General features: G+C 61.7%; 20 protein-coding genes. 2 read left to right on the top strand and 18 right to left on the bottom strand.

Annotated features, from left to right (window positions below; translation table 11 throughout):
* Positions 1-156: 156 nt before the first annotated feature.
* Complete coding sequence (locus LAC81_RS02025) at positions 157-636, bottom strand: hypothetical protein (RefSeq protein WP_223726513.1); 480 nt, start codon at positions 634-636, stop codon at positions 157-159.
* Positions 637-638: 2 nt separating this feature from the next.
* Positions 639-2,129 (bottom strand): gp53-like domain-containing protein, encoded by a 1,491-nt coding sequence (locus tag LAC81_RS02020; protein WP_223726512.1) that lies wholly within the window; start codon positions 2,127-2,129, stop codon positions 639-641.
* A gap of 94 nt (positions 2,130-2,223) precedes the next feature.
* Here LAC81_RS02020 and LAC81_RS02015 point away from each other — a divergent pair, with 94 nt between their 5' ends.
* Positions 2,224-2,367 carry a hypothetical protein gene (locus tag LAC81_RS02015; protein ID WP_223726511.1) on the top strand — a complete coding sequence of 48 codons (144 nt, stop codon included), beginning with the start codon at positions 2,224-2,226 and terminating at the stop codon, positions 2,365-2,367.
* Positions 2,360-3,052, top strand: coding sequence for a hypothetical protein (locus LAC81_RS02010; protein WP_223726510.1), 693 nt, complete (start codon positions 2,360-2,362; stop codon positions 3,050-3,052). The genes LAC81_RS02015 and LAC81_RS02010 overlap by 8 nt, the downstream gene beginning before the upstream one ends.
* Positions 3,053-3,271: 219 nt before the next feature.
* On the opposite strand, the gene LAC81_RS02005 is transcribed toward LAC81_RS02010, so the two are convergent.
* The 16 genes from LAC81_RS02005 to LAC81_RS01930 form a co-directional block, all read right to left on the bottom strand.
* Positions 3,272-5,287 carry a hypothetical protein gene (locus tag LAC81_RS02005; protein WP_223726509.1) on the bottom strand — a complete coding sequence of 672 codons (2,016 nt, stop codon included), beginning with the start codon at positions 5,285-5,287 and terminating at the stop codon, positions 3,272-3,274.
* A gap of 2 nt (positions 5,288-5,289) precedes the next feature.
* The gene (locus LAC81_RS02000) at positions 5,290-7,818 is read right to left on the bottom strand and encodes a hypothetical protein (RefSeq protein WP_223726508.1); all 2,529 of its coding nucleotides are present in this window, start codon (positions 7,816-7,818) and stop codon (positions 5,290-5,292) included.
* Positions 7,818-9,404, bottom strand: coding sequence for a tail fiber domain-containing protein (locus tag LAC81_RS01995; RefSeq protein WP_223726507.1), 1,587 nt, complete (start codon positions 9,402-9,404; stop codon positions 7,818-7,820). The genes LAC81_RS02000 and LAC81_RS01995 overlap by 1 nt, the downstream gene beginning before the upstream one ends.
* A 3-nt stretch (positions 9,405-9,407) precedes the next feature.
* On the bottom strand, positions 9,408-9,854 hold the full coding sequence (locus LAC81_RS01990) for a GNAT family N-acetyltransferase (protein ID WP_223726506.1): 447 nt from the start codon (positions 9,852-9,854) through the stop codon (positions 9,408-9,410).
* Entirely contained in the window at positions 9,851-11,461 is a 1,611-nt protein-coding gene (locus LAC81_RS01985) for a hypothetical protein (RefSeq protein ID WP_419195837.1), read from the bottom strand. Before LAC81_RS01985 ends, LAC81_RS01990 begins: the two co-directional genes overlap by 4 nt.
* Positions 11,462-11,466: 5 nt before the next feature.
* Positions 11,467-12,066 (bottom strand): hypothetical protein, encoded by a 600-nt coding sequence (locus tag LAC81_RS01980; protein ID WP_223726504.1) that lies wholly within the window; start codon positions 12,064-12,066, stop codon positions 11,467-11,469.
* The gene (locus LAC81_RS01975; RefSeq protein ID WP_223726503.1) at positions 12,063-12,665 is read right to left on the bottom strand and encodes a phage adaptor protein; all 603 of its coding nucleotides are present in this window, start codon (positions 12,663-12,665) and stop codon (positions 12,063-12,065) included. Before LAC81_RS01975 ends, LAC81_RS01980 begins: the two co-directional genes overlap by 4 nt.
* Positions 12,662-12,835 carry a hypothetical protein gene (locus LAC81_RS01970; protein WP_223726502.1) on the bottom strand — a complete coding sequence of 58 codons (174 nt, stop codon included), beginning with the start codon at positions 12,833-12,835 and terminating at the stop codon, positions 12,662-12,664. The genes LAC81_RS01975 and LAC81_RS01970 overlap by 4 nt, the downstream gene beginning before the upstream one ends.
* Positions 12,832-13,155 (bottom strand): hypothetical protein, encoded by a 324-nt coding sequence (locus LAC81_RS01965; RefSeq protein ID WP_223726501.1) that lies wholly within the window; start codon positions 13,153-13,155, stop codon positions 12,832-12,834. The genes LAC81_RS01970 and LAC81_RS01965 overlap by 4 nt, the downstream gene beginning before the upstream one ends.
* A complete protein-coding gene (locus tag LAC81_RS01960) occupies positions 13,152-13,343 on the bottom strand; it encodes a hypothetical protein (RefSeq protein ID WP_223726500.1) in 192 nt (63 codons plus the stop codon). Before LAC81_RS01960 ends, LAC81_RS01965 begins: the two co-directional genes overlap by 4 nt.
* A 72-nt stretch (positions 13,344-13,415) precedes the next feature.
* Positions 13,416-14,411 (bottom strand): DUF5309 domain-containing protein, encoded by a 996-nt coding sequence (locus LAC81_RS01955; protein WP_223726499.1) that lies wholly within the window; start codon positions 14,409-14,411, stop codon positions 13,416-13,418.
* 27 nt (positions 14,412-14,438) lie between these two features.
* A complete protein-coding gene (locus LAC81_RS01950) occupies positions 14,439-15,410 on the bottom strand; it encodes a hypothetical protein (protein ID WP_223726498.1) in 972 nt (323 codons plus the stop codon).
* Positions 15,411-15,442: 32 nt separating this feature from the next.
* Entirely contained in the window at positions 15,443-15,682 is a 240-nt protein-coding gene (locus LAC81_RS01945; protein WP_223726497.1) for a hypothetical protein, read from the bottom strand.
* Positions 15,679-17,736 (bottom strand): portal protein, encoded by a 2,058-nt coding sequence (locus LAC81_RS01940; protein ID WP_223726496.1) that lies wholly within the window; start codon positions 17,734-17,736, stop codon positions 15,679-15,681. The genes LAC81_RS01945 and LAC81_RS01940 overlap by 4 nt, the downstream gene beginning before the upstream one ends.
* Positions 17,736-19,166, bottom strand: a complete 1,431-nt coding sequence (locus LAC81_RS01935; RefSeq protein WP_223726495.1) for a terminase large subunit domain-containing protein — start codon at positions 19,164-19,166, stop codon at positions 17,736-17,738. The genes LAC81_RS01940 and LAC81_RS01935 overlap by 1 nt, the downstream gene beginning before the upstream one ends.
* The gene (locus tag LAC81_RS01930; RefSeq protein WP_223726494.1) at positions 19,057-19,584 is read right to left on the bottom strand and encodes a terminase small subunit protein; all 528 of its coding nucleotides are present in this window, start codon (positions 19,582-19,584) and stop codon (positions 19,057-19,059) included. The genes LAC81_RS01935 and LAC81_RS01930 overlap by 110 nt, the downstream gene beginning before the upstream one ends.
* Positions 19,585-19,614: the final 30 nt, after the last annotated feature.

Below are 19,614 nucleotides of genomic sequence, written 5' to 3'. Positions count from 1 at the left end.
CAAGTAGTCGAAGGACAGACTCGCCACGCTCGCGCCGCCCGATATAAAAAGGCCCCAGAATCCCACGAGGATGATCCGGAGCCTTCCGTCTGAGCGTTCGAATTCACAGACGCGCCATCTACGGCCAGATATTCGTTGGTTTCAAGCTCGCCAGCGTCAGAGATTGGCCGCTGCCAGCCACATGACGTCGATTTGATCATTAGTGAGGCCGAGCGCGGCGCCAACGGTCGCGATCAGCGGGTGTGCTCGATTGAAGGTGGTCGCGTATTCCCATTCGATCTGAGCCTTGTCCTTGTCAGGGCCGGCCGGCATGCCGCCGATTGTCGCTGTAACGACCGATGGCGCGATACCGGCGTTGAGCAGCCCCAGACGGAACTGTCTGGCGGTGAGGGGCCGCATCGCTGCCCTCGCCTCTTCTGGCGTCAACGGCGGCGCCTCGTAGGCGACCAGCGCCCCGTTCTGCCAGCGCCAGGCGTCCGGGAACTCGACCAAGCGAGCGTGAGCCTCGGCGCTGATCTCGACAACGTCGGCCGGAATCGCCGGGTTGATGCCGCCGTCTTCGTTCGGCGGATAGAGGTCGTCGGTCCAGAAGCCTGCGACGCGGCCGGCGGTGTCGAATAGTGCATAGATTTTCATGGTCAGTATCCCCAGGCGATCCAGTTGACGCGGACGGGCGTGCTTGCGGCTCCCGGGGCGCGGAAGTTGAATGCGGTTGTCGTAAGAGCGCCGATCTTCAAATCGGTCGACGGAACGGTAGTGTCACCGCCGACGCCCACGACCGATGTGCATGCCGTCGGAAACGCGCTTGGGAAGCTGATGCTTCCGTCAGCAGAAGCGTTTGTCGATACGACGGTGGAGCCTGATTGCAGGATCAGGCCACTCGGGAACTTTACCCATCCGCTGGACGGTGCACCGCCAGCCAGAGAATCAGTCCAGATTTTCCCCAAGTCTGTGACATCGACTTGCGCCTTCAGACCCGAGGCCGACCACCCGACATAGACTTTGTTGGTCCCTTGCCCCGCACCACCGCCCTGCTGGACCGGGGTGTAACCAAGCCGAGAGGGGATATCAGTGTAGTAGGTCGGAAGCTGACCGGCGAACTTCCCTGCGTCGTTGTCTGAGCCGGCGCCGTCGTTGCCAGCGTGCCAGACAGTGTTGCCGCCCCACTGGATGTTTCCACCTTGAAACAGCGTGAGGCTGCGAATCCCTACCCCAGACGTGTCGCGCAGGCTGATTACAAAGGCTTCCGCGGCGTTGTCATGGTAAGTAACTGTACGGTTCACCCCTGCGGCGCTGCGATAGTAAAAAGCCCTGTCTCCGGCGGCATCAACGGAAACGCTGCCGGTGAAAATGTTCGTACCGGAATGAGTGTTGTTACCGTTCAATAGCGGGACGTTGGCCCCGGAGGTTCCGGTGTTCTGTGTTGCCGCCGTGCCCAGTCCGAGGGTGGCGCGGGCTGCTGCTGCGTCCGCGTCGTCGATCAGCGACTTTCCATACGTCGATACACCGAGGGTGGTGAGAGCTGTAGAGGCATCGGCATCGTCAAGCAGAGTGCGCGCGAATGCGGTGAAATCCGTCAGAGCCCAAGTCCCGGTGCCCGTTGCATAGGGAAGTTTGTTCGCCGCGCTGATCAGAGCGGCGATAGCGGCAAGGTCCGCGTCATAGGCTTGCACGTTTGTTCCGATCGTCACCCCCAACGTTGCACGCGCCGTCGCAGAGTCGGCGTCATTCAGCAGGAATTGAATGTATGGGGAGACACCCAGAGTGGTCAGGACCGTACCGGCGTCGGCATCGTCCAACAGCGTGCGAGCAAACGGGGTGAGAGCCGTCGTCGCGTAGGCGTCGACGCCGGTCGCGTAAATCATTCGATCGGCAACCGTCGTCAGGCCGGCAATCGACTGCAAGCCGGCGTCGTAGGCCTGCACGTCAGACCCGATTGCGAGGCCAAGCGCCGTGCGGGCACCGCTCGCCGACGTCGCACCGGTACCGCCTGCCGTGATCGGGCGAGCGGCGTTGGCGTCCGCCGTCAGATCATCGACCCAAGTGTTGTAGGGCACACTCTGAATGGTCGTGTTCGGCGTGCCTTTGGTGCCAGCGGGAGGGCTGTAAACGCCACCTGTTCTGGGCATGAGCATTCTCCATAGAAAAAGGCCCCCGAAGCGGGAGCCTTGCAAGTTCTGCGCGATTTCGGTTTCATGCCCCCGCTGCAAGCAGGGGTGGGTAATGGAATTCGATCACGAGACCGAACGGGGCATTCAAATGTTCATGGCCGAGCACGGGCTAAGCCGTGAAGACGCAATAAAGCGCATCATTCACGACTGGCTTATCGGCGGCGGTTACATCCCGTTCGACTCTGATCATGAATGATCGAACAATCATGCTCGATGGAAGCGATCCCGCCGCCCGCATTTCCTTAAATGTCTCCAAGCGCTTGGCCGACGCTGCTCGGCCACATAGCAATCTTGGGTCCTGGGCTCGCTGCTACCGAATGTTTGGCGATTCAACGTGCACTGATGATCAACTTGCACTCCAACTCGGTTATTTTCTGGCAAGCTGGGGGATGATGCGGGGCTCGGCATTCCTGAAAGGGTGCGACTACACAGTGCACTTGGGGGTTGTCGCGTTTCTTCGCACAAAGAGCGCCCAGATGCTTCGCTCAGTATGCCCGCAGCCGGGAGACATCGAGGCTATTCTGACCGCGAAGAATGCCATCGAGGAGCAGTACACTCGTGAAGGTTTAGAAGAAGACGTCTCCGTAACCGACACGCTTTCGAGCAAGATCATGCTTGCGGCCCTCGGATGCGTTCCAGCGTACGATCGATTTTTGGTTGCGGGGTTGCGGTCGGCCGACGTCAGCGGACGATTTGCGCGACGCTCCATTTCGCAGATCCTCGACTATGTTGAGGCGAACCGCAACTCATTGGAGCTCGCCCGAGCGAGACTTTCGTCGTCAGTCGAGTTCGACGCTCCGATGATGCGCGTGATCGACATGCATTTTTGGACTGAAGGCTGGCTCCAGGGTAAAGAAAACCATCCCGATGATGACAGGTGACTGGGCGAGGCTTTAGTTTTCCTGATTCTAGTATATCGTGTACCGATGATCCGGATTATCCAGATAGCCTGCATCGCAGTGACCGCCCTCATCCTTTACGCGATCGGAAAGGGGACGGACGTGCTCGGCAGTCATTTCGGCGATGGGTTTGACCCAGGCTTCGTATTTGGCATGCTGTTCGCCGTATCAGCGTATCTCCTGATCATCTGGATTGATCCCTCATCTCGCCCCCGTGGCTCCGGGTCCAAGCAGGATTGATTTCGCCAGATCCTCGACCAGCTTCGTGTTTTGTCCGCGGCGTTGCGCCTGAGCCAAAGCATCCACCAATGCGTCTCGATTACTGACCATCGCCTCGGCCAGCGAAGCGTTCGCCGCCTCGCGTCGGCCGCCCATGATCGCATTGGCAATCTTGTCGGCGGTACGGATGCCGGCGGCGCGCACGGCACCAGCCGCTCCGCCAGCCGCATAAGCGTTCCGCGCGAGGTTCGGATCACCCGTTCCGCCGAGATCAGCGATGTGCTGTAGGCGCCGTGCCGTCTCCGAATTGCTGGTGACCGCCTGGCGGGTACGGGCAAAGGTCAGTTCGTTGTCGAGCGCTCCGAACAGTCGGTCCGCCTTTTCCTGTCCGAACAGTTGAGCGAGACGCGCGCGGTTCCAGTCCCCCTCAGACTTCACCAACTTGTTGAGGCGGGCGATATCGTTGGCGTTGCTGCCGAGGATTCGATCGACTTCGGCGCGGGCGCCTTGGGAAAGCCGGAACGGCACCGCCGATGGCCCGATCTGCTCACCCTGAGGAAGCCCGCCCTCGGCAATTTCGCGTTCGAGCTCTGCCGGCCGTGGTGCCGTCCTGCCATGATCGAGCACCGACTGGCCGCGCGTCAGGGCTTCTCGTTGGCGGGCGAGCTCGGCATAGGCCGAGTCAACTTCCTTCAACTGAGGCACCGCCCGCGTCAAGGAATCATCGATCATCTGACGTGCTTCCGTCAGCGCCGCAACTACCTTCGTGTCAGTTTCGGTACCGAGCATGCCGTCGATTGCTTGTCGGGTCTGGAAAGCCACGCGAGGATCATTCGAAACACGGTCGGTGCCAGTGGTGTTGAGCATGCCCCGAACCTGCCGCAAAGCGCGCTGCGCGTCGCCGCGTAGCGTGTGGATCTGTCGATCGAGGTCGTCGGCGATCGGCAGGAAGTCGTGCGGACGAACGTTCCGGAACAGCCGCTGATATTCCGGCCCCAGGACGCGCTGGTTTGCCTGAATGCCCTCGTCGACGAACGAGGGGATGACGTTGCGCCCCATGGTCTCGTCGACGACTTCGGCGATACGGGCGTTCGCGCCGGCCTGGCGAGCTTCGAGCGCGGAGCGCATGACGTCCTGCCCCCGGCCAGGCATCGCGGCCAACGCTGCCGCCTTTCCCTGCGTATTCGGGCCCAGATCGGCGATCATGCCTTCCGGCCCCAGCCGGTCGAGGCGCAAGCGAACACCGGCCTCGTCGAGACCGTCGCCGGCAATAGCCTTCGCGATCTGGTTGACGGTACCGAGCTTGGTGCCGGCCGCCTGCGCTGCCTGCGCTGTTCGGTAGAGGTCCATAAGCTTGCGCGCACCGGAGCCGACGGCCTTGCCCACGGCAGGACCAGCCAAACCAAGGCCACCACCCCACTTGATGCCGTTCCATATCTCTCCGGCGTCACCACCCGATCGAACGGCGGCGTCGGTACCGCCAACAGCACCGCCGCTAAGCATAGACATGCCAGACCGCGTGAGCAGCCCTGCACTGCCGCCACCGAAGGCAGCCGGAGCGGCCGCCACCATTGGCAGTGTCCCGGCGACGGCGCCAGTGATACCGGCAGCGGTCGAAACCCTCGGGTGTGCCTCCTGGGCCGCCTTGGTGAGCGCTTGGGCTTCCTTCAGGTTCTCGTCGTAGCCCTTGCCGTTGATCGCGGACGATAGAGCCGCTGCGCCGCGCTGGGTGCCGTCGAGTAGTATCGGGCCCGCAATGGGAATCCCGTTGATGTAGCTCGTCGTTGCCGCCCCGAAGGTGCCGCTTCCGTTGGCCGCGCTCTCCTCTCGATCGAGGAGAGCAGCTCCCTCCTCAAAGGACAGGTGACGACCGCCGGCAGTGGGCGTTTCCTCCGCACGCATTCGCTTGATTTCGGCGGCAAGGCGCGTCGCCGCCTGTACATCGCCGGCTTGGTCGGCATTGCGCAGCGCGTTACCAAGTTGTTCGAGTGTGGCCACGTTCAGCCCCCATATTTCTTGACGAGGTCATCAATGCTCTGGTCGCCGCCCGTATTGTTTTTTGGAGCGGTCACCGAATTTCGGATGTTCCCGATCATGCGCTTCAGTTCGTCGACCGAGCTTTTCGCCCGTGCGCCGGGATTGCCCGCGATCGACGTGAAAAGCTGATCCGGGAGGTTCATGACCCCGCCTTCCTTGAAGGGGTCAATGACGGGATCGTAGATCATGCGTTCCATCAGGCTGAGGTCGGGGCCGTTGAGAACGCCGAGATTGAACAGCTCCTTCAGTTGGAGCATCACGCCCTGGCGGACCGAGTTGAGCTGATCCTTGCTCTGCCCAGGCATCGCCTCGATGCCCGTTTTCTCGACAAGCTCCGAATACCGATCCAATTCCGTGTTCAGCGCCTTGTATGCCTGATCCACGGAAGCAGCGCGGTTCTTCTGAGCCTCAGGAACTTTCGGCTCGGTGAGTTGGATGTTTCCATCGCGCACAATCTGACCAGGCGCGAGCGTGGCCGGCTGGCTCTGAGAATGCTGATCGGCTGCCTGCGGAACGGCCTGGGGCACAGCTTCGGGGGTCGTTTGCGGCACCGCCTGCGGCGAATTGCTCCCCTGCGGGGCAGTCTGGTTCGGCGTGATCGGCTGGATAGCTCCACCCGCCTGCGACGAGGTACCGAACACACCCTGCGGCGTGAGGAAGATCAGTTCGCCATTTGGACCGCTGATCGTTTTTCCGGCGCCGAGCTGCTGCGCCTGGGAAGGCGTCAGTGCGCCGCTATCCATCAGACCGTTGAGTGCCTGGGCCTCGACTGAGTTGCCACCGAAGCGGAACGCGCCACCGGACCCCGAGGAACCGGGAGGCGTGATCCACGTCTTGTCGTTGGGGTCATAGACATTTCCGTTGCCGGCGTTGATGAGCGGCTGCTTCTTGCCACCCTCAAGCTCGTTCTGGGCCTGCTGCAGCTTGATGCGGTAGAGCGGATCATTCTGCGCCGCCTGGCGCTCATACTCCTGCCGGCTACGCCAGGTCGCCTCTTCGCGCGCTGCTTCCTGCTCACCCATCTGCTGTTGAAGCATCGTCCGCGCGACAGCCTTCATCTCCGGGGTCGCGAAACCGTTGGACGGGATCTCGTAGAGACGGGGGTCAACGCCACCGGCCGACTGCGCAACCTGCGCCGGCTGCTGCCCCACTGCCTGAGCGATCTGCTGCGGCGTCGCAGGGGTTCCAGTGTTCAGCGCATTCATGATGCCGCCTTCGGCTCTGGCAAGCTGCTGTGAGCCCGCGAACTGCGCCGGGATCTGGCCGTCGGCGACAGGCTGGGAGTTCGGTGGGACCGGATTTGCGCCCACGTTCACCGGCTGCGGAAGCGCGGCAACGGCCATGTCGTCGGTTTCCTTGCCCGGGAAAGAAGGGCTGACCTTTCGGCCCGGGAAGCGCGCGGCGTACTCGGGCGTCTGCTCGAAAGCGGCGACCTCGTCAGAGAGAGACGCCCCGGCCTGGCCGGCGGCTGCGGTCGACTGCATGTGAGGATCGACGAACGGCGACACGAACGGGCTCGTCGCCGGCATGTTGCCACCAGCCATAGCCGTCACCGCCTCGGCAGCATTCCGCGGTGCGGTGGCATCCACGGTAGCTCGAGCGTTTCCAGCCGGGCGCGTCTGTGCATCCGGAGAGAACGCCGGCTGACGGCTTTCGACAGACATGCCCTTATCGTCATAGTACGCCATCGGCTCGCCGACAGTGGCGCCGCCCTGCCCGATCAGCGCAAGCGCCTTCTGACGGTGGCCGGCCATCTGGTTGTTGACCTTGTCCGCGACCGTACCAGGTGCGCCGCCGTTGTTGGCATCCGAGGCGCCATAGCGACCAACGCTGCCGGCATTGATGGCGCTGTAGATGTCCATCATGCCCATGCCTGGCTTCACACCAGCGTTGCGCAGGTAGCTGACGACGGCACCATTCTCGCCGAGCTGCGAGCCGACGGGATTGTTCCAATCGACGCCGTGCTCTTTCGCCTGAGGCTCACCGAACTGAAGGAACCCCTGGTGCTGACCCCATTGGGTTTTCGGTCCCTTCTTCGTCGGGTCGAAGGTGCCGGCGGTCTCATAAGAAATAGCCGTCGCAAGGTCGACCGGATCGATGCCGAGGGCGTTGGCCGAAGAGATGATGCCACTGCGGATCTCGTCGTTGCCGACCGTGGAAACGGGCATGTTTCCCTTGCTGTCGACCTTCGGCATGTTGCCGCCCATGGCGCCGGGTGTGACGCTGGGTGCGCTCGCCGTCGATCGTGCGGGTGCGCCCAGGATCGAGTTGTAGAGCTTCGAGGCCGCGTCGGTGCCCGCCTGCTGCGCCTTGTCGGTACGATAGCGGCTGATGCCCACGCCGATGCCGCTCAACAGAGCGCCGATGCCCTCTTGGGCCGTCTTCGGCTGAGAGCCCATGATCTGGCGCGCCAGCATGTCCTGGATATCGCGCTTGCGAGCGAGCGACTGCGCAGTTTCGCCGGTATCGCCACCGAAAAGAAATCCTGCCATCACTTCTGCCTTCCTGCAGCAAAGAGGGCGCCGTAATCTACGCGGCGAAGACCATCGTCGCCCTTGATGACCACCTCAGGCCGAATCTTCTCGACCTCCTGCGCCATGACGCCGATGCGCTTCGGAGCATTCTTGCCCTCGCCCTTGTAGCGGTACTCATAGAGACCGCCGACTTGTTTGATGTCCTTCTTCGCCCGTTCGTCCGACAGGGACGCAAGGCCGGCGACGCCACCGAGGATCGAACCGATGCCAGCTTGTTTCGCATTGTAGGCGTTGACCTTGTTGGCATAGTCCTGCTGCACCAGGCCGGCATAGTCGACATTCGGGATGTTCACCCCTTGTGTCGGCACGAAGTTCGGGTTGTTGACCTGAGCGCCAGAAAGCAGGCTCGAAATCTCGTTGATCGGCTGATTGCGCTGGGCGTAGAGCTCGTTGAGATACTGCGACCGGGCATTGTTCTGCGCCGCAAGCTGGGCCTGCTGCGCGTTAAAGGTCTGATCCTTCAGCGCATTGTTTGCCGCGGTCGTGGTGTTTTGGTTCTGGTACATCTGCTGTTTCGCGTCGTTGCCGAAGCCTGCCGATGCCAGTCCCTGCTGAAAATTCTGATTCTGCGCCGCGTTGTTCGCCTCCAACTGAGCCGCGTTCTGCGAAAACTGCTGGGCCTGCGCGGCGTTCGCTTGCTGCATGTTGTTGGCGTTCTGGCCGTACTGCTGCGCCTGCGCCTGGTTGTTGAGGCCGGCCGCCGCAAGCGCCTGATTAAAGTTCTGCTGCTGCGCGGAGTTCTGGAACGTCGCCTGATCGCGAGCGAGGCCGGCAAGGCGAGATTGCTCCTGACCAGCGTTGAGGATGGCCCCGAGGCGGGCGTCATTCTCCTGCCTGGATGCGGCGTCGATCGCGCGGTTATAGGCTTCGGAGCCAGGCTGCAGGCCCTGGTTCGCCAATTGCGTTTCGAGCGCTGACCGGCTCTGTGCGAGCTGCGGGTTCATCCGCTCCATCAGCGCGTTCTCATAACGCGAGGTGTCGGCACTGTAGTCGTAAGTGTTCGTGATGTTGCCTGTATCACCCAGCGACGTCTTGATGGGGCCCGCGTTTGCAACGTCCCTCTGGATGTTGCCGGCGCCTGCGATGGAAGACTGAACATTGCCAGCGTTCGGCAGCGAAGTCGTCAATGTCGGCCCCGCACCATAGCCGGCATACTGCGGCAGCCCGATCTTAGAAGGGTCACCAGCGGCCGGAGCGCCTGACGTGTCCACCGGCTTGCCAAGAAGCTCGTTCAGCTTTGCCGACTGTCCGGACGCCAAGGTCGCGAGGTTCAGCTCGGCCTTGTCGCTCTGATCCTTGATCGCCTGCTGACCGGCGGACAGCGTCTGTGTCGCCGTGTATTGCGGCAGATCGTACATCGCGCCGTTGGTCGGGTCTTTCCACTGCTTGGTACCGGTCTGCGAATAGGTCAGCGCGCCGTCGGGCGTTACCTGGTTGACGTTGCCGAGCGTCTGGTTCGCAATCGCTGTGCCGATGTTGGTCGACGTCTGCGCGGCTGCGGTCTCCTTCGGATCCGGCGCCTTCGGTGCTTTGGACTTGCCCATATGTTACCTCCGATTGACGGGGTGAGTCCGCCATTCGTCATCAGTTAAAGTGAACAGGATTTCCGCCTCATCCCGACCGCGAAGCCGGGGAATCCGGTGAGCTGTGAAGCCGAAGCGCTGGGCGATTTCGATCATGACCGCGTTGCGCTCTGACACCCGCAAAACGACCATTTGGCAGCCGAGCTGCTCGAACGGGTAGCCGAACATGCCTTTCAGCATCGGCCGGGTGAGCCAGCGCCGGCTGGTCGATGCCGACGACAGTTCGATGACACCGGCCTCGGGCGCATAGTTGTGAAAGACGACGCCGGCAACGAGCCGATCGGCGTCGACGAGCCCCAAGGTCGTGAAATTCTCCCACCCACGTTCACAGCCGGGGATTTGGCTGGCAACAAAGGACGCGACGGCCTGGTTGACCTCTGGCGCGCTTTCGCCGCCCCAGATCAACATCATGCGCTGGCCTCGCCTGCTGAGACCTGCACCGTGGCGAGGTCAATTTCGAGGTCGAGCTTCACCGTGCCGCCTGAGGTGATGACGCATCCGACCGCGATCATGTCGCCGGTCGCTCGGACATTCTGCCGGTCGTCATAACGCATGAGTTCGGAAACGCCGTCCCAAACGGCCACATCCCAGAGGCCGACATCCCACTCGGACGAATTGGTGTTGCCAACGGTGACACCGGCAAAAGTCGGCGTCGATCGATCGAAATCGGCCCGAGCGAAAAGCCTGACCTTCGGCTTCGACTTCCCTCGGAAATACATGTGCGCCAGGGAGGCCGTTGCGCGCTGCCCGAACTGACCGGCCGGCGAGAACTGCGACAGATAGGTGGCGCTGAAAGTCAGCCCATCGTCGGTACCGCCGATGTCGCCTTGCCAGACGTAGCCGTCGAGCGCCCCGAAGAAGAGGCCGCCTTGAAGGGTGGCATAGCAAAGCGCTTTCCAGTTGCTGATGCTCGTCCACCGGCCCGTCAGAACGTTGAGCACGAAGGTCGTATCGGTGACGACCGTGTTTTCCGGGAACGAGACGAAGACGAGGTTTTGCTCGGGCCACTGTGTCAGTGTCCAGCCGCCGCCCGTTGCGTTCGCCGCTTTCTTCCAATCGTCTTCGATCGGTCGCGAGATCGAGACCAGGCTTAGGGCCTGCCGATCGCGCTGGAACACCTGCGAAATCGGAGTGAGCCCGTCGCTCGTCGCAACCAGGATATCGCCGCCTGCGCGGATCCACGCGTTCTTTCCGAGCGGCTTGCCGATCTGATAGACGCCCTTCAGAGCGAAGTTGTTCGCGTCGCTCGGGTCCGATCCGGCATAAACGGCGACCTCGCCCTCGGTCGAGACGAAAACGCACATATCTGACAGACCGTCGCCGCTTTCCAGCGACCAGGAGAAACCCGTCAACAGCGAGCCGCCCTTTTTCATGACCCCGCCGAGCGGGAACACGACGGCGGCTCCGCCGATCGCGTTCACAGGCAGATAGTAGGCGTCGAGGGTCGCGTTTTTCAGGAAGAACTGACGATTCTTGAAGAGCCAGCCATAGTTGAGCTGGGGCATTGTCGTGCCGTCCACGAACGTGATTGCCGGCGCCGTCGTCCAAGAGACGCCGTTGTATAACTGCCGGTTGTTGGCACCGTTGAAGCAGACGAGATAGGACGTTCCGGCGTTGGTATGCTGGAAAGCGCACCAATCACCACCCGAGAAGCCGCTGACGGCCGCTGCGGTCGTGGTCGGCGGTGCTGCCGGCGCCGTCATGTCGTAGATGGCGCTGTCCGTTGCCATGAACAGCTTTTCCACCGAGCCATATTTGTATTTGAACGCGCTCTTGATGTCGCCGCCATCGGCAGCCAGCGCCTTCTTGACGGACCCACCGCGGATCTTCGCACCGACGAGCGTCGGCAGGAAATTGCGCAGCACTAGAGCGGAGCCCGGTGACTGGCTCGCCATGTCCGTCGTCGTGACCAGCCCGAGCTTCGGCGCCGGATACGTGATGGGCTGCGAGGTCTGCTGTTTCCCGATCGAGACATTGCCTCGGTTGCTCTGCCCGATGCGAGCGGGTCGGACTGCCATCTTCATCAGGCACCTCGATCGGCGTTGATTTCCTGCACGAGGTCGGCCTCGAACTCGGCGAGGTTATCCTCATAGGGAAGGCCCTTCTGTCGCTTCCAGCGCCAGATGACGCCCTTGACGAGCAGGCGCTCCGGGAAGAGCGTCGTGTCGTCGTCGGCGGTCAACGTGGCCTGGGGGCCATCCGGATCATGCAGAACCCAGTTCTTCGACAGATAGTCGATCACTGCGCCGACGGCGGAAGCGGCCGGCGAAAACAGGATCTGCTGACCGCGAACGAAGAAGTACGGCTGCGCCGACGGAATGCCGGCGATGACGGCCCATTGCGAACTGTTGGTGATCGGTCGGAAGAAGTCGCCCGCGGCGGTTCGCACGGCGCCACCGGGCGTCATGCGCTGGTAATCGTCGGGCAGGTTCTCGGGCGAGCCGGCGGCCGTATGCGTCGACAGCATGTGCTGCCAATCGGCGCGCCGTGCAATCTCGTCTCCGGCTTCCTGGGCAAGCGCAACCATCGTCTGGGCGTTCGGATCGTTCGAGCCATAGACGCTTTCGAACCGATCGAGCGAAACGACGTCGCAAACCTCGTTGATGGCGGAAAGCAAAGTCATGGGGTCGGGCCTCCAACGACGACTTGGGCATTGCCCCAGCGCGAGCGCTCATCGCCGATCTTGAGGCCGGAGAGGGCCTGCATCTTCAGTTCCAAGGCTGCGCCCACCTTGCCGGCGTCGCGTTCCCAGATCGCGATTTCTTCGACGAGGGCGAAGAGGTACGCGTCAGGCGCCTTTTCCAGCAGCCAGTTCGCCGGGTTCGCGGGCGTCAGCGGTGGGATCTTGCCGTAATAGGTGATGGTCAGGTCACCGTCGCCGACGGGACGGACGTTGATCGTGCTGCCGACGATGGCGTAACCGGTCGGGATACCGGCTCGCCCCAGGTAGCTTTCCGTGAGCTGCTGCAGGGAAACGGCACGGATCGGCAGTCCGTTGGTGTTCTTGACCTCTCTCGCCTCGAGGAAGTCAGTTGGTAACGTCCCGGCGCCGTTCGTGACGGTGACAGGAGCCACAACCTCCATTTCAGCCACGCGCAGAAAGCGGTTGAGCTTCAGCTCTGCGAGACCGACGAACCGCGGGAAGAGGTGCGCGACGTCGTTGCGGCCACTGTATTCGCCGGCATCGACGAGCAACGAGGCATAATCGGCAATGGTGCTCATAAGGGAACCTTCCGTGCGCGCTCGGCGTCGGCAAACATGCGGGAGCGGTCAATGAGACGAGAAATCTGCTCGTTCGCTTCCCGGTGGCCTTCGGGGCTTTCCTCGGTGCTGGGCCGGATCGCCTCGATGGCCTTCACCTTGGATCTGATGCGGTCGTATTCGACGCTCACAGATGGCCGTCCTTTGTCCGCCAGGCGCGGTTGTCGGAACTGTTGAGGAACCGCTTCACATAGCGGTCGTCGCCCTCGCTGTGGGCCTGCACGAGGCCGCTGTTGTGGGCGATGTTCAGCGGGATCGAGGCGACCCGATGCCAGTCACCGCGCCAGGCCTTTTCGGCGCTGTTGCGAACTTCCTGGTTTTCGCTGATGAGGTTGTCGACGGGGTAGTCGACGCGAAAAACGTCTTTCTCCCCGTCGAACAAATGCCAGACCGCGCGGCCCGTCATCTTGTCGTGATCGTAGAGCGTCCACGCTCCATCACGAATGATCACCTGGACTCGCCCGGAAGCGGATCGGCGCGCTCGGCCTTGCCGGCGTCGATGAGCTCCCTCGCCCGCTCTAGCGGAAGCTCGAGCACAGTGCCGCTCGGAGTTCGAAGGTCTTCTTCGAGCCAAACGTCATAGATTAACTTTACCGGAGCAACCTTCGTTTTTGCCGCGCTCTGCGTTTGATCTGCCATTTCCGCTTTCCCTGATATGAAAAAGGCGAGCCGAAGCCCGCCCTTTCGCAGATGATGATGGAACCGACACGATTAGCTCGCGGCGGTAAGGCCGAAGATGTCGGCGGCAACGCCGAGACCCTTCTCGTTGTGGACCTTGAGGGTGCCTTCGCCGATAAGGACACCCTTGTCGGCATCACCGGTCTTCGCGACTTCCTTGTCTTCCTGGATCTTGCGGAGCCAGAGGAACGACAACATGTCCGGATCGATGAAGAAGGCATTGCGTGCCTGCTGGGCACCGGTCGCCTGCACCCGGTTCGGGTGGATCATGACCGTGCCGAACGGACCTTCGTAATAGTCGGCCGTCGCAACGATGGTATTGCGCTCACCGCCCTTGGAAACGGCATATCTGAACGGGGCGACGTTGCTGTCCGACATGAAGGTAACGAACACCGATTTCACGTAGGGCGAAACCGAGACGTGGCGGAAGTTGGCGCCGTTCTGATAGCCCTGCTGCATGATGCTATCCAAGATGGGCTTGGTGAACGCACGCTGGGTGCCGTCGGTCGGCGCGACGGTGAGGCCAGTACCAGAGTTGAAGCCGCCGTTGGCACCGGTGGCGCCGCGGGAGACGTTCGAGGTGATCCAGGTGTTAAGCGAGCCGAATTCACGGGTAGCGCCACCAACCGATGCGTTGGTGTCGACGATGGCGAACTCGACGTCCTTGCGGATCTCGACGCCTTTTTTCAGCTTCTGATACTTGCGCTTTTCCGCATTCCCCGCGTTTTCGACGGCTTCCTGGGTCGCCGAAATGATCCAATCCTTGCGCAGGATCTGGGTGTAATTGCCAAGGCGAGCCGGCGGCGTGATGGCACCGAACGTGTACTCGTCGCCTTCGGTCTTGATGTTCGCGGACGGAGCGGCGAGCTCATCCGTTTCCCATTCGGGATGCACACCCTTTGTGGTGCCCTTCTCGATCAGCGAGTAGATCGGGGTATCTTCCGGCGTGATGCGGGACACCACGTCGGAAAGCTGTTCACGATTGCCCTTGGCGCTCGTGGTCTGGAAGGTGTTAGCCAATGCGGCCATATTCGTATTCCTTCGAAGCTGCTGTGTTTAATCGAAGTCGATGGACATCGCGTCCTTCATCGACCCGGTTTTCGACAACCGATGCATCGCCTCCCTGTTTTGGCGAACCTGCTGGTTGGCGGCGCCATTCGAACGAGGATTAGGCGTAACTGGCGGGGCAGCCGTGACCTTCGTCAACGCCTTGCGCTTCGCCTGTTCCGCTTTCATGCCAATCTCAGCGTAGTACGCCAGCCCGAATAGTCGGTGATCGGTGACGGCCTTCAGTTCCTCGTCGGAAAACCCGAGATCGCGGGCGGCCGTAAACGCGTGATCGAAGAAGGCCTTCCGGCCCTCGTCCTTCGTAGTCTGCGGGAACGCCTGAGCCAGCTTTTCGCTTTCAGCTTGAAGCGTCTCTTCGGTTGTCGACGATTGAAGCTCGCCGGCGACTGCCGTGGAGTCGTTCGCCAGTTCAATGATCTGGTTGATGTTGGCCAAACCGTCGTCGTACATCGCCTTCTGGCGAGTGTATTCGGTGGGATTCTGATACGCCAATGAACGAGGCGGCTCAGCCGGCAAACGTTCTGCCAGATAGGCGGCGATTCCCTTGACCGTGTTAGTCACGCGGGTTGTCATGGTCTCAAGAGATCGACCTTTATTGCCGAGTTCCTGAGTTTTGTGGCGATAGTCGCGATCCCGCATGTATCCCAGCTTCAATTCCTCGAGAGGAACCTGCTCGCCACCTCTCAGGGTGACTAGGGTGTCCTGGGTCTCGTTGGACGCCTCGCCCTCTTCGGTCTCGGCAGTCTCGTCGCCCTGGTCAGCGGCATCGTCGGTCTCTTGGCCCTGATCTTCGGTGGCCTCATCCGTCGCATTCGTCGACTGCGCCTCTTCTTCCTCTTCCTGCTCGTTGGCCTCGTGGGGCTCGGCGAAGTCGAGGGTTGCCGCGTCGTCGATGGTGAGTGCGGGGCGACCGCTATCACTCTCCCCAACGAACGGGGAGTTGGTGGCTGCGTCTGTCATGTCTATAGTGCCTCTAAGGTTTGGCCCGAGCTCTATGCCGGGGCGCCTTTACCGTCAGCAGTGGCTTGTTCCTCGGCGAGGAACTTGAGCTTGCCGCGGAATTTCCTGATGGCCCGCACTTCGGCCGCATAGGCGGCGCGAGTCTCATCGTCGGTAACCGGTGCGTTGATGCACCCGTTGATTGCTGCCTCTTCCAGATCGCCCATGACGAGATGAAACAGCGGATTGTCGAGCATGGCGCGAGCTGAGGCTCGCTTCTCGTCCTGCTTCATCCTGGTAGCCCCCCGATCTGGGTTTGCGGGATGCGCTGACCGACCATCACTTGAGCTACGGACTGCTGGCGCTTCAGCTCGATTTCCTGATCGATCTGGTAGCGCTTGAGCTCGGTCTCGGCTTCGATCTTCGCCATGTCAACGCGGGTCTGTGCCTCAAGCTTCAACCGGTCGGTTTCGGCTTGTAGCTGCGCCTTTTGCGTGTCCGCCTGGGCCTGCATCAGGGCCTTCTGCATTTCCGGATCAGGCTTGGCAGCATCGGCAGCCATGCGCTTCTGAAGCTCTTCCTGGTCTGGCTTGGTGAAATAGAGGTCCGGTGACTTCAGGCCGGCCGCTTCGACCGTTTTCGCGATCGAGTTGTAGAGGTTGTCGGGCGTCACATACGGGTTGTTGACTGGCCCGAGCGATGCGAGCAGCTTCTCCTGCAACTGCTGGATCATCTGCACCATCATCATGTCACGTTCGCGCGTGCCGGCGCCGAGGCCGGTGTTCACCGTCGCATCCATGCCGGCGTTCCAGTGCCTAGGGTCGAAGGTTACCCACTGACCGCGGAGGCGGACCGTGCGCGGCTGATCCTGATGTTTGGTGACCAGGCGCAACAGTCCCTTGAATACCCGTTTCAAGCCCTGGGCAAAGGTGCGAACCATCAGCTCGGTCTGGCCGATGCCTGCCGCCTCGATCATCGCTGAGGCTTTGGCAGTCATGTTCTGCAATGCATCCGGGGCCATGCCGCTCGATGCTTCCGAAATGCCTGTGCGGTCGGCCGCCTCCTGGTCGAGGTAGCCGAGCATTCCGAATGACTGCGCTGCAACGAAGGGGACCTTCGTGTAGTCGACAGCATTGGCTACCGCGGTGCCCTGACTCACGCGGATCGGCTGGCCGAACTTCGGATTGAGGACCGCCTCAGGGTTCTCGATCGTGCCTTCCTGGACGATAGGCTGCAGGTTGTTCTGCCAGTAGATGTTATCCAGCGTCTGGCGAAGCAACACCGTCTTGACGCGTTGGAGTTCGGCCACATCGTCGGTGATCGAATTGCCCTCGCGCTGGTGCGGCCGGCGCTCGGTGATCAGGTCGGCGAACGGCGCCTCGTCCCATTCCTCGTTTTCGAGGAGATTTTTCTCGGCGGTACCGCCCGCAAATACCATGCGGCGCAACTCGGCGATTCCGTCGTCGTCAACGTCGAGCTTCACATAGAGCTCGTAGTAGTCGATCTCCTGGGCAGCCTTGGCCACCTGGTCGTCGGCGTCAACAACATCGCGACGGCGCGTGAACTCCTCGGTTTCCTTCTCGTTGTCCTTGGTCGTCGCCGGCAGCTCGTCGATCACGGCCCGATCGTAACCCATCGCGACCAGGTCGGACCGGCGCATCTTCATGCTGATGCCGGTGCATAGGCTGTCGTCGATCGACATCGCGTCGGGATGGATGAGGAACTCCTCAAGCGGTACCGCGGCGAGCCTGGTGCAGCCCTTCTCAACCGTACGTCGGATCTTCAGATCGTAGACGGTGATTTTCTTCGGGCCTTCAGGCGTGTCGATGGTCGCGACCGACTGCGACTGCTCGAGCACGTCGACATCGTCACTGGCGACGAGCTGCACCATGGCGGCCTCATCAAGGCCGGTGTGCCGCGAGACCTCGACGATGCGCTTCTTGTCATACCACCAGCGAATGACGCCGTTGCGCAGCTTCAGCGCGTCGTGTGCGGCGTCCTGCACCGCGTCGTAACCGTCGCTTTCCGGGAAGACGATGTAGTTGATGTAGTCGGTGGCCTGCTCGGCGCCGGCTTCGTCGCCCTGGTTCACCGGCTCGTATTCAACGACCTTGTCGTTGCCGAGGATGGTGCGGATGATCGAGGGCAGAACCTTCTTGATCGCGGCGCGAACGTCGCGCGAGACGACTTTCGACCGGTTCGGGTCGGCCGGGACGTCCTTCATCTCGCCGTCGTAGTACTCCATCGCCTTGATGCGGGCGGAGGAGAGCTGGTCGCGAAAGCTCTCGCAATCCTTCACCAGTTGCGTCACCTGCGAGGCGACCTGTCCATTCGTCAATGCTGGCATCAAACAACCTTCCGATCAGTGAACGCCCAAGCGGTGTTCGAGGGTTTCACCTTGGCAAAGCGCTTCATCATCAGCGCGTAACGGGACGCCGAAATCAGGTCGTCCATCTCCTTGACGATCTGCCCATCCTTGCGGTGGTAGAGGAGGAATTCCTCGAACCACTCCGGGCATGTCGAGAACACTTTCCATCGACCGGTCATCATCCGGTCGAGCATGTCCATGACGCCAGCCTCAACGCCGTTCGTTCCGTCGTCGAAGGTGGCTCGCTCCGGCAGCATCGTGAGCCCTTGGCTACGGTACTGCACCGCCAGTTGCTCGCCGCTGCCCTTGTCGTGCTGCAACCCATCGTGAGGCCACGACCACGGCAGCCAGGCTCCCCACGGCTTCAATGCGGCCGCATGAATGACCGGCGTTGATTCCCTCGCTCGATAGGCCTTCGTGACATAGAAGACGTCGGCGTCGCGGTCCCATGCGCAGCCGACGGCGGCGAACGGGTGATCCCATCCGAAATCGAGGCCGCCAATCTGCACCCAGTGCTTCGGGATCTCGAAAGGCGCGACCTTGATGCTCTCTTCCGTCACCGGGAAGATACGGCCGGAGCCAAGTGCCGGGATACCCTTCGTGCGTGCCTCGCGCTCGTGCGCCGGATAGCTGGCGATGATTTTTGCCCGCTCTTCAGGGGTGTAGTGCTCGGCGTCGTCGATCGTCATCGTCGTGACGTTGCGGTCTACGGCGCCGGGATCATCTCCAGGCTTGGTGTAGCGTCGGACCACTTCGCTCATCCCCTTCAGCGGCGTGAACGTGACCGTGATCAGGCCGCCCGTCGCGTTGGTTCGTGTGATGCCCTCGAAATAGACGTCTGGCGGCGGCTCTTCGTCGAACCAAACGAAGTTGACGGTGTTGGCCTGCCACTTCGACCGGCCTTGCTCATATGCCTTGAACAGAAGCGTCGAGATGCCACCAGAGACATGGCGAACCGAGACGCTATCGAGCGCACCAGATACGCCTGAGCGCTTGGTGGTGGAGACAATGGCCTTTTTCGGAACGTAGCCGGTTCCCCAGTCCTTGGGGTTCATCGGCGGCCCGATCATGAGCCGCTGCACACCGTCGCGCGTCAGTTCGTACGATTCGGAACCGGCGAGCATCACGATCGGTCCGGAGAACCGATATCCTTGCCACCACTCCGGATATTCCCCTGTGAGGTGCATCGCCGCTTCGGCCGCACCGGCCAGTGTCTTGCCGAGCTGGTTACCCGCCATAAACAGGCGCTCGCGATAGGCCGCGCCCGATTTGTGAAATTCTACCTGCTTCCGATATGGCTTATACGTCGCCAGTCGGTTTTGACGGCTCCGCCTCTCCTTCTCCTCCAGCAACTGAAGCAGCTCCAGCTTTTCCGAGGAGGAAAGCGAGCCGAGATTCAACGGCGGCATCTGGCATTGTTTCGATGCTGCCCGAGTGGTTGAGATCAAGTCGGTCACCGTATTTCTTCGGGGCGATCTTGCTCATCAGCCACTTGCGAGTGTCGACCCGCAGCTTTGCGCGCTGAATGGCGTCGTGGTTGACGATCTCGCGACCGTCTTCCGTCTTGATGATGTCGCCTTCCTGGCTGTCAGCGATCTGCAGGATTTCATCGCCGAGGGCTTCCATCCCAACTTCGCGCGCACGCGCGTATTGCGTGGCGAAGGCCACGTCCTGGACCGCCCAGCCCCTGACTGTCCCCTCGGAAGGCATGCCTTTGGCCGAGCAGATCTCGCGGAGGCTCTTGCCGATGGAGAGTTTTTCAAGAATGGCTTCGCGCGTCGGCTCTCCCCACTGGGAGGCGCGGGGTTTGCGTGTCTTTGTGGCCATGGCGTGTGCCCTATGTCTTCCGTTTGAGGA

The sequence above is a fragment of the Ensifer adhaerens genome (genome assembly GCF_020035535.1).
In the GTDB taxonomy this organism is placed as follows: Bacteria; Pseudomonadota; Alphaproteobacteria; order Rhizobiales; family Rhizobiaceae; genus Ensifer.
The sequence above is the reverse complement of the archived record's forward strand: the minus strand, read 5'-3'. Positions and strand labels throughout refer to the sequence as shown.

Bases quoted from the DNA above. Each gene is read 5' to 3' on its own strand.
- LAC81_RS02025 (WP_223726513.1), bottom strand. From the start codon at position 636: ATGAAAATCTATGCACTATTCGACACCGCCGGCCGCGTCGCAGGCTTC.
- LAC81_RS02020 (WP_223726512.1), bottom strand. From the start codon at position 2,129: ATGCCCAGAACAGGTGGCGTTTACAGCCCTCCCGCTGGCACCAAAGGC.
- LAC81_RS02015 (WP_223726511.1), top strand. From the start codon at position 2,224: ATGGAATTCGATCACGAGACCGAACGGGGCATTCAAATGTTCATGGCC.
- LAC81_RS02010 (WP_223726510.1), top strand. From the start codon at position 2,360: ATGAATGATCGAACAATCATGCTCGATGGAAGCGATCCCGCCGCCCGC.
- LAC81_RS02000 (WP_223726508.1), bottom strand. From the start codon at position 7,818: ATGGCAGGATTTCTTTTCGGTGGCGATACCGGCGAAACTGCGCAGTCG.
- LAC81_RS01995 (WP_223726507.1), bottom strand. From the start codon at position 9,404: ATGGGCAAGTCCAAAGCACCGAAGGCGCCGGATCCGAAGGAGACCGCA.
- LAC81_RS01990 (WP_223726506.1), bottom strand. From the start codon at position 9,854: ATGATGTTGATCTGGGGCGGCGAAAGCGCGCCAGAGGTCAACCAGGCC.
- LAC81_RS01985 (WP_419195837.1), bottom strand. From the start codon at position 11,461: ATGGCAGTCCGACCCGCTCGCATCGGGCAGAGCAACCGAGGCAATGTC.
- LAC81_RS01980 (WP_223726504.1), bottom strand. From the start codon at position 12,066: ATGACTTTGCTTTCCGCCATCAACGAGGTTTGCGACGTCGTTTCGCTC.
- LAC81_RS01975 (WP_223726503.1), bottom strand. From the start codon at position 12,665: ATGAGCACCATTGCCGATTATGCCTCGTTGCTCGTCGATGCCGGCGAA.
- LAC81_RS01960 (WP_223726500.1), bottom strand. From the start codon at position 13,343: ATGGCAGATCAAACGCAGAGCGCGGCAAAAACGAAGGTTGCTCCGGTA.
- LAC81_RS01955 (WP_223726499.1), bottom strand. From the start codon at position 14,411: ATGGCCGCATTGGCTAACACCTTCCAGACCACGAGCGCCAAGGGCAAT.
- LAC81_RS01950 (WP_223726498.1), bottom strand. From the start codon at position 15,410: ATGACAGACGCAGCCACCAACTCCCCGTTCGTTGGGGAGAGTGATAGC.
- LAC81_RS01945 (WP_223726497.1), bottom strand. From the start codon at position 15,682: ATGAAGCAGGACGAGAAGCGAGCCTCAGCTCGCGCCATGCTCGACAAT.
- LAC81_RS01940 (WP_223726496.1), bottom strand. From the start codon at position 17,736: ATGCCAGCATTGACGAATGGACAGGTCGCCTCGCAGGTGACGCAACTG.
- LAC81_RS01935 (WP_223726495.1), bottom strand. From the start codon at position 19,166: ATGCCGCCGTTGAATCTCGGCTCGCTTTCCTCCTCGGAAAAGCTGGAG.
- LAC81_RS01930 (WP_223726494.1), bottom strand. From the start codon at position 19,584: ATGGCCACAAAGACACGCAAACCCCGCGCCTCCCAGTGGGGAGAGCCG.